Source organism: Falsiroseomonas oleicola (genome assembly GCF_019029495.1).
GTDB lineage: Bacteria > Pseudomonadota > Alphaproteobacteria > Acetobacterales > Acetobacteraceae > Falsiroseomonas > Falsiroseomonas oleicola.
Genome location: NZ_JAERQM010000002.1, coordinates 516,583 through 531,968, shown reverse-complemented (window position 1 = coordinate 531,968; position 15,386 = coordinate 516,583). Strand labels below are relative to the sequence as shown.

General features: G+C 68.8%; 14 protein-coding genes. 6 read left to right on the top strand and 8 right to left on the bottom strand.

All coding sequences use genetic code 11. The features are described 5' to 3' along the window. Nucleotides 1-3: 3 nt before the first annotated feature. The gene (aspS, locus tag JJQ90_RS09280) at nucleotides 4-1,821 is read right to left on the bottom strand and encodes an aspartate--tRNA ligase (RefSeq protein WP_216874609.1); all 1,818 of its coding nucleotides are present in this window, start codon (nucleotides 1,819-1,821) and stop codon (nucleotides 4-6) included. Between the two features lie 110 nt (nucleotides 1,822-1,931). Between aspS and rnd the strand changes: the two genes are divergently transcribed. From rnd to JJQ90_RS09265, 3 genes are all read left to right on the top strand, one after another. Beyond that, nucleotides 1,932-3,113: a ribonuclease D gene (gene rnd / locus JJQ90_RS09275; protein WP_216874607.1), complete on the top strand. Its 1,182-nt coding sequence runs from the start codon at nucleotides 1,932-1,934 to the stop codon at nucleotides 3,111-3,113. Nucleotides 3,114-3,239: 126 nt separating this feature from the next. Beyond that, nucleotides 3,240-3,680, top strand: coding sequence for a hypothetical protein (locus JJQ90_RS09270; RefSeq protein ID WP_216874605.1), 441 nt, complete (start codon nucleotides 3,240-3,242; stop codon nucleotides 3,678-3,680). A gap of 145 nt (nucleotides 3,681-3,825) precedes the next feature. Next, the gene (locus JJQ90_RS09265) at nucleotides 3,826-4,395 is read left to right on the top strand and encodes a lipid-binding SYLF domain-containing protein (RefSeq protein WP_216874603.1); all 570 of its coding nucleotides are present in this window, start codon (nucleotides 3,826-3,828) and stop codon (nucleotides 4,393-4,395) included. 189 nt (nucleotides 4,396-4,584) lie between these two features. Here JJQ90_RS09265 and JJQ90_RS09260 read toward each other — a convergent pair whose 3' ends face one another. After that, a complete protein-coding gene (locus tag JJQ90_RS09260) occupies nucleotides 4,585-5,211 on the bottom strand; it encodes a transposase (protein ID WP_216874601.1) in 627 nt (208 codons plus the stop codon). A gap of 76 nt (nucleotides 5,212-5,287) precedes the next feature. Beyond that, a complete protein-coding gene (locus tag JJQ90_RS09255) occupies nucleotides 5,288-6,940 on the bottom strand; it encodes a DNA methyltransferase (RefSeq protein ID WP_216874599.1) in 1,653 nt (550 codons plus the stop codon). 240 nt (nucleotides 6,941-7,180) lie between these two features. Here JJQ90_RS09255 and JJQ90_RS09250 point away from each other — a divergent pair, with 240 nt between their 5' ends. Both JJQ90_RS09250 and JJQ90_RS09245 read left to right on the top strand, forming a co-directional pair. Continuing rightward, entirely contained in the window at nucleotides 7,181-7,681 is a 501-nt protein-coding gene (locus tag JJQ90_RS09250; RefSeq protein WP_216874597.1) for a GNAT family N-acetyltransferase, read from the top strand. Between the two features lie 113 nt (nucleotides 7,682-7,794). Continuing rightward, nucleotides 7,795-8,298, top strand: coding sequence for a DUF5675 family protein (locus tag JJQ90_RS09245; RefSeq protein WP_216874595.1), 504 nt, complete (start codon nucleotides 7,795-7,797; stop codon nucleotides 8,296-8,298). A 129-nt stretch (nucleotides 8,299-8,427) separates the two neighbouring features. On the opposite strand, the gene JJQ90_RS09240 is transcribed toward JJQ90_RS09245, so the two are convergent. The 3 genes from JJQ90_RS09240 to JJQ90_RS09230 all read right to left on the bottom strand — a co-directional run bounded on the left by JJQ90_RS09240 (nucleotide 8,428) and on the right by JJQ90_RS09230 (nucleotide 12,949). Continuing rightward, entirely contained in the window at nucleotides 8,428-9,927 is a 1,500-nt protein-coding gene (locus JJQ90_RS09240) for a Ppx/GppA family phosphatase (protein WP_216874593.1), read from the bottom strand. 76 nt (nucleotides 9,928-10,003) lie between these two features. Then, complete coding sequence (locus tag JJQ90_RS09235; RefSeq protein ID WP_216874591.1) at nucleotides 10,004-12,238, bottom strand: RNA degradosome polyphosphate kinase; 2,235 nt, start codon at nucleotides 12,236-12,238, stop codon at nucleotides 10,004-10,006. 9 nt (nucleotides 12,239-12,247) lie between these two features. After that, nucleotides 12,248-12,949: an HdaA/DnaA family protein gene (locus tag JJQ90_RS09230; protein WP_216874589.1), complete on the bottom strand. Its 702-nt coding sequence runs from the start codon at nucleotides 12,947-12,949 to the stop codon at nucleotides 12,248-12,250. A 238-nt stretch (nucleotides 12,950-13,187) separates the two neighbouring features. Between JJQ90_RS09230 and JJQ90_RS09225 the strand changes: the two genes are divergently transcribed. After that, nucleotides 13,188-14,408, top strand: a complete 1,221-nt coding sequence (locus tag JJQ90_RS09225) for a sensor domain-containing phosphodiesterase (protein WP_216874586.1) — start codon at nucleotides 13,188-13,190, stop codon at nucleotides 14,406-14,408. Between the two features lie 13 nt (nucleotides 14,409-14,421). Here JJQ90_RS09225 and JJQ90_RS09220 read toward each other — a convergent pair whose 3' ends face one another. Together JJQ90_RS09220 and JJQ90_RS09215 are read right to left on the bottom strand one after the other, a co-directional pair. Then, nucleotides 14,422-14,901, bottom strand: a complete 480-nt coding sequence (locus JJQ90_RS09220) for an RES family NAD+ phosphorylase (RefSeq protein WP_216874584.1) — start codon at nucleotides 14,899-14,901, stop codon at nucleotides 14,422-14,424. Further along, nucleotides 14,898-15,344 (bottom strand): antitoxin Xre/MbcA/ParS toxin-binding domain-containing protein, encoded by a 447-nt coding sequence (locus JJQ90_RS09215; RefSeq protein ID WP_216874582.1) that lies wholly within the window; start codon nucleotides 15,342-15,344, stop codon nucleotides 14,898-14,900. Before JJQ90_RS09215 ends, JJQ90_RS09220 begins: the two co-directional genes overlap by 4 nt. Nucleotides 15,345-15,386 lie beyond the last annotated feature (42 nt).

The window sequence follows — 15,386 nt, the reverse complement described above, 5'->3', positions numbered from 1 at the left end:
CATCTAGGAAGCCTTGGGGCCGCCCGCACCACCTTTCGGGGGCGGCAGGTCCAGCTTGATGGACAATTCCTTCAACCGTGCGGCATCGACCGGCGCCGGCGCGCCCATCATCAAGTCTTCCGCCTGTTGATTCATGGGGAAGAGAATGACTTCGCGAATATTCGGTTCATCGGCCAATAGCATAACAATGCGGTCGATGCCGGGGGCGGAGCCGCCGTGGGGTGGGGCGCCGTAGCGGAAAGCGTTCAGCATGCCGCCGAAGCGGTCTTCCACTGTCTGGGCGGTATAGCCGGCGATTTCGAAGGCGCGGACCATGACGTCGGGGCGGTGGTTGCGGATCGCGCCGGAGGAAAGCTCGATGCCATTGCAGACGATGTCGTACTGATACGCCTTGATCTTCAGCGGATCCATGGTGTTCAGCGCCTCCAACTCCCCCTGCGGCATGGAGAAGGGGTTGTGGCTGAAGTCGATCTGGCCGGTGTCCTCGTTCAATTCATACATGGGGAAGTCTGTGACCCAGCAGAATCGGTAGGAATCCTTCTCGATCAGCCCCAATTCATTGCCGAGACGCGTGCGCGCCTGCCCTGCCAACTTGGCGGCGACATCCACCTTGTCGGCGGCGAAGAACACCGCGTCCCCATCCGCCAACCCGCAGGCGGATTTGATGGCGGCGACGCGCTCCGGCTGGAGGTTCTTGGCGATCGGGCCGCCGGCCTCCCCATTGGCGAAGGTGATGTAGCCCAACCCGCCGGCGCCCTGTTCGCGGGCCCATTCGTTCATCTTGTCGAAGAAGCTGCGCGGGTTGCCCGCCGCCCCCGGCGCCGGGATGGCGCGCACCACCGCGCCCTTGTCCACCGCCCGGGCGAACAGCCCGAAGCCGCCGCCGGCAAAATGCTCGGTCACGTCGGCGATGCGGATCGGGTTGCGCAGGTCCGGCTTGTCGGAGCCGAATTCCAGCATGGACTGGTCATAGGGGATGCGCGGGAAGGGCGCCGGGGTCACCGACCGCTTGGTGCCGGAAAACGAGGAAAATTCCTCGAAGACCCCGGCCAGCACCGGCTCGATGGCGGCGAAGACGTCTTCCTGCGTCACGAAGGACATCTCGAAGTCGAGCTGGTAGAATTCGCCCGGCGAACGGTCCGCGCGGGACGCCTCATCCCGGAAGCAGGGCGCGATCTGGAAGTAACGGTCGAAGCCGGCCACCATGGCGAGCTGCTTGAACTGCTGCGGCGCCTGCGGCAGGGCATAGAACTTGCCCGGATGATTGCGCGCCGGCACCAGGAAGTCCCGCGCACCTTCCGGGCTGCTCGCCGTCAGGATCGGCGTCTGGAACTCCGTAAAACCCTGGTCGATCATGCGGCGGCGGATGCTGGCGATCACCGCGCTGCGCAGCATCAGGTTGCGGTGCTGGCGGTCGCGGCGCAGGTCGATGAAGCGGTAGCGCAGGCGCAGGTCCTCGGGGAATTCCTGCTCGCCCGCGACCTGGATCGGCAGGACCTCGGCCGCCGACTGCACGGTGACCTCGGCCACCCGCAGCTCGATCTCGCCGGTCGGCAGCTTGGTGTTGATGGTGGCGCCCTCACGCGGCACCACCTCCCCCGTCACGGTCACCACCGATTCGGGCCGGGCACCGTCCAAGGTGGCAAAACTCGGCGACCCCTGGGCCACCACGCATTGGGTCAGCCCGTAATGGTCGCGCAGGTCGACGAACAGCAGCCCGCCATGGTCGCGCTTGCGGTGCACCCAGCCCGAAAGGCGGACGGTCTTGCCGGCGTCGGCGGCGCGGAGCGCGCCACAGTGATGGGTGCGGTAGGCGTGCATGGTGAATTGGCCCGGCGGTGATGTGCTGAAGCGGCAAACCGCCCGACCGCGCCTGCGATGTCAAGGGCGACGCCTTCCGCCGGGGCCCGCCGGGCGCTACAGACACCCTTATGAGTCGCCGCACCCCGGGCGCCGAAGCGGCGCCATACCTCGTCACCGACACCGCGGCGCTTGCCGCCCTTTGCACCCGGCTCCGCGCCGAGCGCTTCGTGACGGTGGATACGGAATTCATGCGGGAGCGGACCTACTGGCCCGAACTCTGCGTGGTCCAGCTCGCCGGCGACAACGAGGTCGCCGTGGTCGACGCCCTGGCGCCCGATATCGACCTGGCGCCGCTGGGCGAATTGCTGGCCGATACGGCCGTGATGAAGGTGTTCCACGCGGCCCGGCAGGATGTGGAAATCTTCCTGCTGCGCTTCCACGCGGTGCCCACGCCCATCTTCGACACCCAGATCGCGGCCACCGTCGCCGGCTTCGGCGACCAGGTGAGCTATGACCAGCTCGCCCGGTCGCTGGCCAATGCGCAGATCGACAAGGCGCATCGCTTCAGCGACTGGGCCGCCCGGCCGCTTTCCCCCGCCCAGATCGCCTATGCCGCCGCCGACGTCACCCATCTGCGCCGCATCTACACCGCTTTGACCGGCAAGCTGGAGCGGGAGGGCCGCACCCCCTGGGTGGCGGAGGAAATGGGCGCGCTCGCCGAGCCCGCCACCTACCTCCAGGACCCCGAGACGGCCTGGGAGAAGCTGCGCCCGCGCAGCAACAACCGCCGCTTCCTCGGCCTGCTGCGCGCCGCGACGGCATGGCGGGAGCGGGAGGCGCAGCGCGTCAACATCCCCCGCCAGCGCCTGGTGAAGGACGAGACGCTGCTGGAGATCGCCGCCACGGCGCCCAGCAATATCAACGAACTGGCCCGCGCGCGCGGCATTTCGGAAGGCTTCGCCAAGGGCAAGTCCGGCGCCTCCCTGCTGCTGGCGCTGGAGGCGGCGAAGGCCCTGCCGGAGTCGGCGCTGCCGGAAGCGCCGAAGGAACGCGGCGGCGGGGCCAACCCCTCCCCGGCTTTGGTCGCGCTGCTGAAGGTGCTGCTGGCCGCCAAGAGCGAGGAGCATCAGGTGGCCCCGCGCCTGCTGGCCAATTCCGAGGAGCTGGAGCGGCTGGCGGCGGGCGAGACGGAGCTGGCCGCCCTTCAGGGCTGGCGGCGGGAGGTGTTTGGCGAGGCGGCGCTCGACCTGCGCGCCGGCCGCGTGGCGATGGGCGTGGATGGGCGGAAGGTGCGGCTGATCCGCGCCTGACGAGGCCCGTTCGAATCGCGAGACGCCTGCCAGGATTTCCCGAAAATTAAGATTCGACCAGGAAATCCATTCCCATCCCCGGCATCGTCGCTATGTTGGGCGGCAAGATGATCCGGGGGACACGGCGTGGCACGGTTGATGATGGGGCTTGGCGCCGCAGTATTGGGCGCGATGACGCTCGGCGCGGCCTTCGCGGCGCCAGTTCAGGCGCAATCGCAGTCCGGGATGACCTATATCCGCTGCAGCTCGACCGTCACCATGTCGCGGCTCAATAATATCCAGGTCGGGCAGCGCTACACCTCCTATTACGGGGTGAACAACGGCAGCCGCTCGGTGCAGGAATTCTACAACAACCAGTGGCGCGGCTGGCAGGTGCAGGAATTCACGCCGGGCCGGATGGTGGCGAGCATTCCCAACCTGAACAACTGCCGGCAGGTGGCGACCTTCGACCGCGGCACCGGCGGCTATATCCGCACCACGCGATGCCCGAGCGGCGCGACCCTGTCGCATCAGGGAAGCTGCGAGCGCTCCGAAGCCCCGCGCGCGCGGCCGACGCAACGTTTCTGAGACCAGCGGCCGGCGGCCTCGCCCGCCCAAGGCGGGCGCAGGTCAGCGCGCAGGGCCGTTGGCATGAGACATTCCGAGGCGGAGTCTGCAACCCTTTCGGCGCGGCGACGTTGTTGCGGCAATCCCGATCCAACGGAGCTTCGCCATGCCCATCGACCGCCGCACCCTCGCCCGCCACGCCGCCATCGCCCTGACCGGTGGCAGCCTGCTCTCCACCCTGCCCGTGGTCCCCGCCCAGGCGGCGACCCGCGCCGAGATCGACGCGCAGGTGGCGACCGCGATGGCGACGCTGCGCGCCCAGCCCAACACCGCCCCGCTGTTCGAGCGCGCGCAGGCGGTGCTGATCTTCCCGCGCATCATCTCCGGCGGGTTGATCGTCGGCGGGCAATATGGCGAGGGCGCGCTGTTCCGCGGCAATCAGCGCCAGGCCTATTACCAGATCGCCGGCGCCTCCTTCGGCCTGCAGGCCGGGGCGCAGGTGGCCGGGCTGGCCATGTTCTTCATGACGGATGAGGCGCTGCGCGCGCTTCAGGCTGCGAATGGCTGGGAGATCGGCACCGGCCCCTCCGTGGTGGTGCTGGACCGCGGCGTGCAGGCGAATATGTCGGCCACGACCCTGCGCGAGCCGGTCTATGCCGTGACCTTCGCGCAGGAGGGTCTGATGGCCGCGCTGGCGATCAACGGGACCAAGATCACGCCGATCAGCCCGAACTGAGGGGCGGCGCCCCGGGGTCTCCCGGGGGCCATTTCCGATTTTCATCGATGCCGCCCCTGTGGGGTGGCGAGGGCCGGGGGCCAGCGGAAGCTGGGCCCCGGCCTTTTTCATGGCCTCCGCCGGCGCTGGTTTGTGGGAAATGGTTTTGGGCGCCCATCCGGGCCAATTGAGGCGGCTTTGTGGCGGGCTTCACACCCGCCTCTGGCTGCGCAGCACCAGATGCCGCCCGCGGCGCGGCGCCTTCACCACCAGCCTGGGCAGTTCCGGCACATGCATTCGCGGCGGCGGCAGGCCGCGCAGGGTGCGGCGGGGAATGCGGGGCATCGCCTCATAGCCGAGCGGCGGCAGCGGCATGCCGGGCTCGTGGGGCGGCACCTCCGGCAGCAAAGCCGGGTCGAAGGGCAATGCGCTTTGCAGCCCCAGGCCGCGGGCCATGAAAAGGCTGTAAGGCGGAAGCTGCCGCGCGGCGCGCCGGAAGGCGCGGACGATGCGCCATTCCATGCTGTCCATCGCCGGGTCCGAAAACGGGTGGCGGGAGACGGCGAGCAACAGCCGGTCCAGCGTGCCGTTGCGGGCCTGATACATCAGCGCGTTATGTGCCGTGCCATAGTCGCAGAAGTCTTTGGGCAGCGCCGCCCAGGGGTCCGTGCCGCAGGCGACCCAGAAGATGGCGTCCCAGACCTTGCGACGGTCCCTCGGCGGGCGGCCACGGCCGGTGGGGAGGTAGTGGGACAGGGCGGCCCATTCGGCATCGGTCATCGCGACCCAGGCATGGGGGGCGGTGGGGCGGAGGGGGTAGGTGAGCGGGGGTTTCATGGGGCCTCGCGGAGGGGTGCGAGGCTTTATAGGAACATTGTCTCCAAACGGCGCAAGTATTTCTTCCTGCCCCGAATCAGATATCGAGGGTCGGCTGGGCCGACGCGCCGCGCTTCGTGGCCTCCCGCGTCGCGCGCCGAAAGCCTTCCTGGCGGCCCAGCGGGGGCAGGCGCTCATGCTCGTCCTGCACGCCGTGCAGCAGTTCCTCGACCGTCTTGACCATGATCTTGCGGAACTCGCCGAGGCCGGTGCTGGCGAAGCCGGCGCTGGCGGCTTCGCGCATCATGTCCTTGGTCGGCCGGGCGAGGGTGACGAGGACGCCGCCGAGGGCGCCTTCCCGCTGCACCGTGCCGACCAGGTCGCGGACATCGCGGACCGAGATGTTTTCGCCGCCCTTCACCGAGATGATGACGCGGTCCAGATCCTCCGTGCGCGGGCCGGTGCGGACCCAGCGGATGCCGTCGATGCCGCGATCCGCGCCCTTCTTCTTGCCGCCCTGGGGCACGGCATCGAGCAGGGAGACGGCCCACCACTGGAACTGGTGCTTGTCCCGGCTGGCGAGGTCGCGGGCCGAGGCGAGGTCGCGCGGCGTGCCCAGCACCTCGAAGGCGATGCCCGGGAAAGCGTCCTTCAGGCGGCGCTCGATCAGGCTGATGGCCAGATGCGTGACATCCATGCCGATCCAGCGCCGGCCCAGCTTCTGGGCGGCGTGGACGGCGGTGCCGCAGCCGCAGAAGGGGTCGAGGACGACATCGCCGGGGTTGGAGGAGGCGGCGATGATGCGTTCGAGAAGGGCGAGCGGTTTTTGGGTGGGGTAGCCGAGGCGTTCCTGGGCCTGCGAGTTGATGGCAGGGATATCATCCCAAACGTCACCAATCGGCACTCCCTCCTGCTCGTCAAGGTAGCGCTTGAAACGTGGAACGCCCTTGCCATCCTTCGGGACGACGATCTCACCGCGCGCATCGGCCGCAAGCATTCGTTCCCGTGTCCAACGCCACGTGCGCACAACACCTTTAAACTCATACCGCAGGTTAGGCCGATCCGGATTGGGGTTTAGCAGCGAGGTTAACTGGTAGGCGCGCCCATCACTATCTGATTGCCCATATTTTGCTTGAATCTGATCCTCACTATGCGGTCGATAAACTGGATTCCAAATTGCCAAATCTTGATTCTTAGCATATTTCAAAACAACATCGTGCGTACTTGCAAAACGGGTGAATGCCAAACCTTTTGGTGTAGTCCGCTTCCAAATTATCTCGTTGCGAAAGCACTCTGGCCCAAAAATCCCGTCCAGAACAATCTTCAGATAGTGGCTGGCGGTCGGGTCGCAGTGCAAATAAAGGCTGCCGGTCGGCTTCAGCACCCGGTGCAGTTCCATCAGCCGTACTGCCATCATCACCAGATAGGCGGTCATGTCGTTGCGGCCGAGGGCGGTGACGATGCCGCGCATCAACGTCGCCGCATCGGTATGGGTCACCTGGGTCAGCACGTCGTTATAGGCGTGCTCGGCGCTGTCGCCCCAGTGCCAGGTGTCGTCAAAAGCCTCCAACTGGCTGTCGCTCGCCTTGCCGTCCGGGGCGCGGAACAGGACGTTGTAGTTGGCGGCGGAGTTGAAGGGCGGGTCGAGGTAGATCAGGTCCACCGACTCATCCGGCATCACCGGCCGGCCATCGGCGTCCCGCCCGCGCAGCACTTCGAGATTGTCGCCGTAAAACAGCTTGTTGCTCATGCGCGCAGTCTGGACGGTCGCGGCGCCTCTGCGAAGGCGCCATGGCAGGAAACCGCACGAAACGCGCGCAACATTCCTCCTCCTGCGCCCGGCGCCCGCCCGTGTCCCGCGCCGCGCCGCCCGGCATGAGGCCCGCCGCGCCGGAACAGCACGGCCTTCAGGGGCATGCGACCCAGGCTAGGTGCCCGCCCCTGCCTGTGGTGTGAATATGCGCGTCGTCCATTCCGACGAGGATCACAGATGACCGACATGCTCATCCGCCGGGCGGCGCAGAACGACCTTCCGATGCTCGTGGATATCTTCAACCACTACGTCATCCACAGCCACGCCACCTTCCAGACGGCGCTGCAGACCGTCGAATCCCGCCAGCCCTGGTTCGACACCTATGGCGAGGGGCGCCACCAGCTTCTGGTGGCGAGCCTGGAGGGGGCCGTGGTCGGCTACGCCTCCAGCAGCCCCTACCGCCCAGGTCCCGCCTTCGAAACCACGGTCGAGACCAGCGTCTATCTGCATCCGGACCACCGCGCCCGCGGCACCGGATCGGCGCTCTATGCAGCCCTGTTCGAGCGCATGCGGCAGCAGGACGTGCATCTGGCCGTGGCCGGCGTCGCCCTGCCGAATGCCGCCTCCCTCGCTTTGCATCGCAGGATGGGTTTTGCGGAGGTCGGCACCTTCCGGGAATATGCCCGCAAGAACGGAAGCTGGATCAGCTCCACCTGGCTTCAGCGCGGCTTTGCATGACCGGGCGGCCGGAAGCGGGACAGGCGCGCGGTTTCGCAATGTGGCGCAATCCGCCGCGTGACGGGCGGCGCTAGGCTTCTGTCACTGTCGCACGCCGTGCCGAGGAATCTGTCATGGAAATCAACCTGCGTCGCCATGTCGCGGTCGGGGATGCCACCATCGGCACCATGACCATCGGCGACTTCACCTGCTACACGCTGGAAGACGTGATCCGCGACAAGAAGGTGTGGGGGAAAACCGCCATCCCGGCCGGCATCTACCCGGTGCTGATGTGCGAAAGCCCGCGCTTCACCGAACGCTACGAGAAGAAGGGGCTGGGCCGCATCGTGCCGCTGCTGGATGGCGTGCCGGAATTCACCGGCGTGCGCATCCATGTCGGCAATGTCGCGGAACACAGCCATGGCTGCATCCTGGTCGGCGTGAACTGGGACCAGAAGTCGGCGCGCATCACCGGGTCGGAGACGGCCTTCAAGGGCATGATGAAGGTGCTGAATGCCGTGGCCGGCAACCACCGGATCACCATTGTGAACGACATCGCGGAGGCGAAGGTGAAGCTGAGCCATCCGCCGGCGCCGCTGTTCAACATGATGTATCGGGGGAGTTGCTTTCCGGCGTGAGGCGGTGGGGGCTGCGGTTCCTGAGAGGCTTGGGTGGGTGGCGAAGCCCCCCTCACCCAACCTTTGACGCATGCGTCGAACCCCCCGTTGGGGGTAGAGGGCTTTTGCGTCGGTGGGGGGCTTTTGCGGCTACAGCGCCGCGACCTCGACGCTCGGCACCAGGCCCAGCGCGGCGGCCAGCGAATCCAGGCGGCGCTGCACGCTTTCGCCGGCAAAAACGCCGCTGCCCTCGACCAGACGAAGCTGCAATTCCCCGCCGCGCCGGCGCAGCGCCGTGCCGGCCAGCAGAACCGGCGTGCCGCCCGAAAGGGTGAAAGCCAGGCGCAGGGCGGCGCCGAGGGTCTCGGCGCGCTTCACGGCGACGGCGTCCAGCAACTGCTTCGCCGTGTCCAGGAAGGGGGCGGTGGTGTCGGCCTCGTAGCGCAGGGCGACCACCATCGCCAGGAAGGCGCGCTGGTGGTGGTCCAGCCCCACGCCGGGCTGGCGCAGCACGCGGAAGAAGGCGTGTTCGGACCGGTAGTCGGGGTGGTCGTGGCTGCCGATATCGGCGATCCAGCAGGAAGCCTCCCGCATCGCGGCCTGTTCGGCGGTTTCCTCCTCGAACAGGCCCTCGGTCCAGGCTTGCAGGGCGCAAGGCAGGTCGGGGTCGCGGCCCCAATGCTGGGCGAGCTCGCGGCCGGCGGCCAGCATCGGCTCCTCCTGCCGCACCTCCTCCGTCAGCAGGCGGGCGTACCAGCCCTCCCGCAGCCCATTGGCGGAAAACACCACGCGGCGGGCGCCGGTGGCGCGCAGCAGCCGGCGCAGCACCACGGCGGCGTAGCCCATATCCCCCAGCCGCTTGGCCGGCGCGCCGGGCATCCCGGCCAGCATCTTGCGGTCGGCCTTGGCGACGACGCCGGCCAGGTCCCGCGCCTCCTCCCGCCGCAGCACGTAGTGGTGGACGATGGACAGGGGATAGCTGGTCTGGGCGATGTGCATCCGCGCGAGCGCGCGCCAGGCGCCGCCGACCAGATACAGGTCCCGCCCCTCCCCCCGCTTCAGCCAGGGCACGCGGGCGAGGTCGGATTCGACGATGGCGCGGGCCTTCGCCACCTCCCCGCCCGCGCGGTCGGCCAGGCGGATGGCGCCGATGGGCAGGGAGGCCGCATTGGTGGCGCGGCCGCGATCCAGCTCCACCAGTTCCAGCGACCCGCCGCCGATATCCCCCAGGATGCCATCGGCGCCGGGAAAGCCGAGCAGCACGCCATCGGCGGAGAACATCGCCTCCTCCTGCCCCGTCAGCACGCGGACGGAGATGTCGGGGTGGCGGTCGCGGAGGGCGGCGATGAAGTCGGGGCCGTTCTCGGCATCGCGGGCGGCGGCGGTGGCCAGAACCTCCACCCGCTCCGCCCCCATGGCCTGGGCGACGGCGGCGTAGCGGCCCATGACGGTCAGGGCCGGGCCGATCGCCTCCTCATTCAGCATGCCGGTGTTCTGGAGGCCGCGGCCGAGGCCGAGCACGGCCTTTTCGTTGAAGATGGTCAGAGGGTTGCGGGTGAGACCCTCGAACACCACCAGGCGGACGGAGTTGGAGCCGAGATCCACCACCGCGAGGCGGGGCGGTGGCTGGGTGATGCGGCTGCGGGGCATGGTGCGGTGCAATGTCCAGACAGGATGGCCGCTGCGTGACGAAAAGCAGCGGGCGCGTCAACGGCTGGAGACCACTTCAGTCCTGCAACACGCGGTCCTGACGACGGCGGGTGGCGGTGGCCGGGCGTTGCAGGGCGCTGCCGCGGCCGGAGAGGGAGGGGTTGGTCATGAAGTATTCATGCGCCGAGACCGGCTTCGCCCCGGGCGCCATGCGGCGATAGGTGCCATCGGCGCGCAACTGCCAGGACTGCATCGTGTCCTGCAAATTCACCGCCATCACCTGGTCGAGGATCTGGGTGTGCACGGTGGGGTTCTCGATCGGGACCATCGTCTCCACCCGCCAATCCATGTTGCGGGCCATCATGTCGGCGCTGCTGATGAAGACGCGGGCGCGGCGGGACGGCAGGCGGTGGCCATTGCCGAAGACATAGATGCGGCTGTGTTCCAGGAAGCGGCCGACGATGGACTTGACCCGGATATGCTCTGACAGGCCGGGCACGCCGGGGCGCAGGCAGCAGATGCCGCGGACGACGCATTCCACGCGCACCCCGGCCTGGCTGGCGCGATACAGGGCGTCGATGACCTGCTCATCGACCAGGGAGTTCATCTTCAGCCAGATGCCGGCGGGCTTGCCTTCGCGGGCGAAGGCGATCTCGCGCTCGATCAGGCCGAGCAGGGAGGGGCGGATGGTGAGCGGGGCGAAGGCGAGGCCTTCCATCGTCTCCGGCCGCGCATAGCCGGTCATGTAGTTGAACAGTTTCGCGGCGTCGCGGGTCAGGGCCGGGTCGGCGGTGAAGAAGGACAGGTCGGTGTAGATGCGCGCGGTGATCGGGTGGTAGTTGCCGGTGCCGAAATGGGCGTAGCTGCGCAGGATCTCGCGTTCGCGGCGGACCACCAGGGACACCTTGGCGTGGGTCTTGAGTTCCACGAAGCCGAAGACGACCTGCACGCCGGCGGCTTCCAGCTCGCGGGCCAAAGCGATGTTCCGCTCCTCGTCGAAGCGGGCCTTGATCTCGACGATGCCGGTGACGGATTTGCCGGCCTCGGCGGCCTCGATCAGGGCGCGGGCGATCGGGCTGTCGCGGCTGGTGCGGTACAGGGTCTGCTTGATGGCGACGACGTTCGGGTCGCGCGCCGCCTGGCGCAGGAACTGCACCACCACGTCGAAGGATTCGTACGGGTGGTGGACGACGATGTCCTTGGCGGCGATGGCCGCGAAACAGTCGCCGCCGAAGTCCAGGATGCGTTCGGGGAAGCGCGGGGTGTAGGGGGTGAACAGCAGGTCGGGGCGGTCGTCCACGATCAGCTGCTTGATGTCGGCGATGCCGATCAGCCCGTCCAGCTTCACCACGCCCGCGCGGTCCGAATCCAGCTCCTCCGCCACCAGATGCACCATGTCGGGGGCCATGCGGCTGTCGACCGAGAGCATGATGGCCTGGCCACGGCGGCGGCGCTTCAGCGCGGTTTCGTAGGAGCGGACGAGATCCTCCGCCTCCTCCTCGAATTCCACATCGGTGTCGCGGATCAGGCGGAACAGGCCGTGCTCGGCGGCGATGAAGCCGGGGAACAGGCGATGCAGGAACAGGACGATCAGGTCCTCCAGCATCACGAAGCGGATCGGGGCGCGCTCGCCCGGCGGGGCGATGCCGGCGGGCAGGCGGATGAAGCGCTCGATCTGCGGCGGCAGCGGCAGCAGCGCGCGCATGGTGCCGCCATCCTCCTCCCGCACCAGCTTCAGGACCATGCAGAGCGCCAGGTTGGCGATGAAGGGGAAGGGATGCGCGGGGTCGACGGCCAGCGGCGTCAGCACCGCGAAGACGCGGTCCATGAACCAGCCTTCGAGCCAGGCGCGATCGGCCTCCGACAACTCGCCGGGCTTGCAGACGGTGACGCCGGCATTGGCCAGCAGGCCGCGCAATTCGTGCCAGGCGGATTGCTGGCCCTCGATCAGCGCCTGGGCGGCGGCGTTCACGGCGGCGAGCTGCTGCGCCGGGGTCAGGCCATCGGGGGACGGGGTGGAAATGCCCGCGCGGTCCTGGCCGATCAGCCCGGCGACGCGCACGGAATAAAACTCGTCGAGGTTGGAGGCGGAGATGGCGACGAAGCGCAGCCGCTCCAGCAGCGGATGGCGCGGATTGGCCGCCTCCTCCAGCACCCGGGTGTTGAAGGCGAGCCAGGACAGCTCCCGGTTGATGAAGCGCGCCGGGCTGTCGGCGGCGATGGCCGGGGGCCGCACGACGCCGGTGGGCGCCCCGGGCTTCGGGGTGCTCGTCGGGGCGGAGGCAGGCGCAGGGGTGGGAAGCGTGTCCATGGGCTGAGACTAGCCCAGCCCCGGGTCGTTCGGGGAGGCGCTTTGAGATATCGTCTCGGAACGGTCATCCAGCGCCAGAACCTGGCGCGCCAGCGGCCGGGTGATCGCCGCCCCGCCGGCCAGCGCCGCCGCATCCAGCCGCGCCACCGCCTGCGCCAGCGCCGCCGCGCTACGCGGCAGGCGGGCGAGCAGGAAGGCCTGCACCCCCGGCTCCACCCGCAATTGCCGGTCCGCCAGTTGCTTGGCCAGCAGGGCCGCCAGCAGCGCCTCCGACGGCGGCTGGATCGCCACCGCCTGGGTGGCGCGCAGCCGGCTGGCGAGGTCGGGCAGGCGTGTCGGCCAGCGGGCGGGCGGCGCGCGGGCGGCGAGCAGCAGCGGGCTGCCGGCTTCCGCCGCATGGTTCACCAGATGGAACAGCGCCGCCTCCGGCGCCGCCTCCGCCGCATCCAGCGCCGTGCCGGGCACATCGGCCAGGGCCAGGTCGAGGTTCAGCGCCCGCCCGTCGAGGAAGCGCCAGCCCCGGCCGGCGGCGGCGGCCCGCAGCATATGGGTCTTGCCCACCCCTTCCGGCCCGTGCAGCGCCAGGCGGCGCAGCGGCCAGGCCTCCGGCGTCTCCAGCCAGGCCAGCGCCTCGGCATTGGAGGCGTCGGGGATCAGATCCGCGGCATCGGCGGAGTCCTGCGACGGCAGCGGCAAGGGAAGCTGAATCATGGGTGAGGTGCAGATAGGCCATCGGCGGCCGCGATGCGAAGGGCGATGCGCATTTTCAGGCCGCCCGCTCACGAAATCGCGATCACTCTTTGGCCTGGGCGTCAACCTCTCCTTCACAGGGCCTCCTTCAAATGGAACCCCCGGCCCCGCCGGATCGCCGCAAGATGCCGCACCCCTTTGCATCGGCCTGCCCCGCAGGCCCTTCAAACACCTGCTTCGCAGGCGGAGATGACGCGGCATGTTCGACGGCCTGATGACCCAGCCCAATACCGGCGCCAGCACCATCCAGCGTGGCCTGGCTTCGGTTCGGCGGCACCTCGGGATGGAGGTGGCCTATGTCTCGAAATTCGTGGATGGCATGTCGCTGTACCGGGAGGTGGATGCGCCGGGGCTGGAGGCGCTGATCAAGCCGGGCGATACGCGGTCGCTCGAGGAGGTCTATTGCCGCCACATCCTGGCCGGCACGCTGCCGGAGCTCATTCCGGACACCTCGCGCGAAAGCCTCGCCGCCAGCTTGCCGATCACCGCGGCGTTGCCGATCGGGTCGCATATGAGCGTGCCGATCCGCCTGCCGGATGGCACGCCCTATGGCATGTTCTGCTGCCTCAGCCCGCGCGCCAACCCGACCCTGAACGCCCGCGACCTGGCGGTGATGCGCGTCTTCGCCGAACTTGCGGCGCATGAGATCGCGCGGGAGGTGGCGGAGGAGGAAACCCGCGCGACACGGCTCGCCGAGGTGCGGGAGGTGATCCGGGACGGCATGTTCGCCTTCCGCTTCCAGCCGATCCTGGCGATCCAGCCCTTCCAGGTGGTGGGCTTCGAGGCGCTGACCCGCTTCACGGCGGAACCCTATCGCAGCCCCGATATCTGGTTCGACGCGGCACATGCGGTGGGCCTGGGGGTGGAGCTGGAAAGCGCCGTGCTGCGCCAGGCGGCGCGGGCGGTGATCCGCCTGCCCTACCCCACCTTCGTCTCGGTCAATGCCTCCCCCCGCGTCATTCTCGCCGGCAAGCTGGCCTCGGTCTTCGCCGGCCTGCCGCTGGACCGGCTGGTGCTGGAGGTGACGGAGCACGAGAAGGTGGAGGATTACGCGGCGCTGCGCGTCGCGCTGGCGCCGCTGCGCAAGGAAGGCATAAGGCTGGCGATCGACGATGCGGGGGCCGGCTATTCCAGCCTGCGGCACATCCTTCAGCTTCGCCCGGACATCATCAAGCTGGACATGGGCCTGACCCGCGACGTGGACCGCGACCCGGCCAAGCGCGCCCTGGCCGCCGCGCTGTGCCACTTCGCGCGGGAGACCGGCTGCCAGATCGTGGCGGAGGGGATCGAGACGGAGGCGGAATTCTCGACGCTGGAGGCGCTGGGCGTGGCCAAGGGCCAGGGCTACCTGCTGGGCAAGCCGGGCGACCTGGCGACGGCGAACGGGCTGGTGGGGCTGCCGGCGGAGTTGCGGGGGTGATGGCGGAGCGCCCTCACCGCCGCAGCCGCGGATCATAAAGCCATTTGCGCAGCTTGCGGCAGGTCACCCCAGCCGCATCCGGATGGTCCGGATTCAGCAGCACGTTGAACTCCTCCGGCACGATCACCGAGGGCAGCACCAGCAGGGCGCTGCCAGCGCCGCGCAGCCAGTCGGTGCCGAAGCCGGTGCTGGTCAGGCTGGCCGGCTCGGCATCCCAGCCGACCGGCAGGCTGTGCTGGGTCTCGCGTTGCGCGGCGGCCCAGACCGGATCGGGGATGGTGATCTCGACCAGATAGCGGTTCAGCGGCAGGCCGCCGGCATTCAGATGCACCACGGTTTCCAGGCAGGCCAGCGCCCGCGTGGTGGAGGCGTAGACCACCGCGTGGTCCGGCGCGTTCCAGCGCCCGCCCGTCAGCCTGGCTCCGGTGCCGGCCAGATCCTCCGCCGGGTAGCGCGCCGTGTCGGCGGCGATCCGCCATACCAACCGGGTCACGCGTAGGCGCCGCCACCGATCTGCGCGAGTTTCTGGGACACCAGGGCCTGACCCTCCATGGTGTTCATGAAGTCGATCGGCCGGGCCTGGCCCAGCGCCGGCAGGGGCTCGGTCAGCCAGCGCGCCAGCCAGGCCCGGGCGTCGAAATCGGCCGGAGCGCCGGCCTCCTCCAACAGCGCCTCCACCTGGCCCACCAGCCGTGCGAAGCCGATGACCCTTTCGCTTTCCGCCGGCGACAGCCGTGCATTCGCCTTGACCTTCCGGTTGAAGGTGGCGACGGGCAGGTCCAGCGCCTTGAGGGTGCTGCTGCGCCCAAGCTCGGCGATCTCCAGCCAGCGCTTGGCGTCGGCGGCCCGCACGCCATCCGTCATCAGGCGGATGCGTTCCATGGCGGGGGCCCGGTAGAGGGTGCCGTAGAGGCGGGTCGTACCGGTGGCGGACATCGGCTCAGCTCCTTTGAGCAATTCCTACACTCAAATGAGCAG

Bases quoted from the DNA above. Each gene is read 5' to 3' on its own strand.
- JJQ90_RS09240 (WP_216874593.1), bottom strand. From the start codon at position 9,927: ATGCCCCGCAGCCGCATCACCCAGCCACCGCCCCGCCTCGCGGTGGTG.
- rnd (WP_216874607.1), top strand. From the start codon at position 1,932: ATGAGTCGCCGCACCCCGGGCGCCGAAGCGGCGCCATACCTCGTCACC.
- JJQ90_RS09215 (WP_216874582.1), bottom strand. From the start codon at position 15,344: ATGTCCGCCACCGGTACGACCCGCCTCTACGGCACCCTCTACCGGGCC.
- JJQ90_RS09230 (WP_216874589.1), bottom strand. From the start codon at position 12,949: ATGATTCAGCTTCCCTTGCCGCTGCCGTCGCAGGACTCCGCCGATGCC.
- JJQ90_RS09235 (WP_216874591.1), bottom strand. From the start codon at position 12,238: ATGGACACGCTTCCCACCCCTGCGCCTGCCTCCGCCCCGACGAGCACC.
- JJQ90_RS09225 (WP_216874586.1), top strand. From the start codon at position 13,188: ATGTTCGACGGCCTGATGACCCAGCCCAATACCGGCGCCAGCACCATC.
- JJQ90_RS09260 (WP_216874601.1), bottom strand. From the start codon at position 5,211: ATGAAACCCCCGCTCACCTACCCCCTCCGCCCCACCGCCCCCCATGCC.
- JJQ90_RS09245 (WP_216874595.1), top strand. From the start codon at position 7,795: ATGGAAATCAACCTGCGTCGCCATGTCGCGGTCGGGGATGCCACCATC.
- JJQ90_RS09255 (WP_216874599.1), bottom strand. From the start codon at position 6,940: ATGAGCAACAAGCTGTTTTACGGCGACAATCTCGAAGTGCTGCGCGGG.
- aspS (WP_216874609.1), bottom strand. From the start codon at position 1,821: ATGCACGCCTACCGCACCCATCACTGTGGCGCGCTCCGCGCCGCCGAC.
- JJQ90_RS09265 (WP_216874603.1), top strand. From the start codon at position 3,826: ATGCCCATCGACCGCCGCACCCTCGCCCGCCACGCCGCCATCGCCCTG.
- JJQ90_RS09250 (WP_216874597.1), top strand. From the start codon at position 7,181: ATGACCGACATGCTCATCCGCCGGGCGGCGCAGAACGACCTTCCGATG.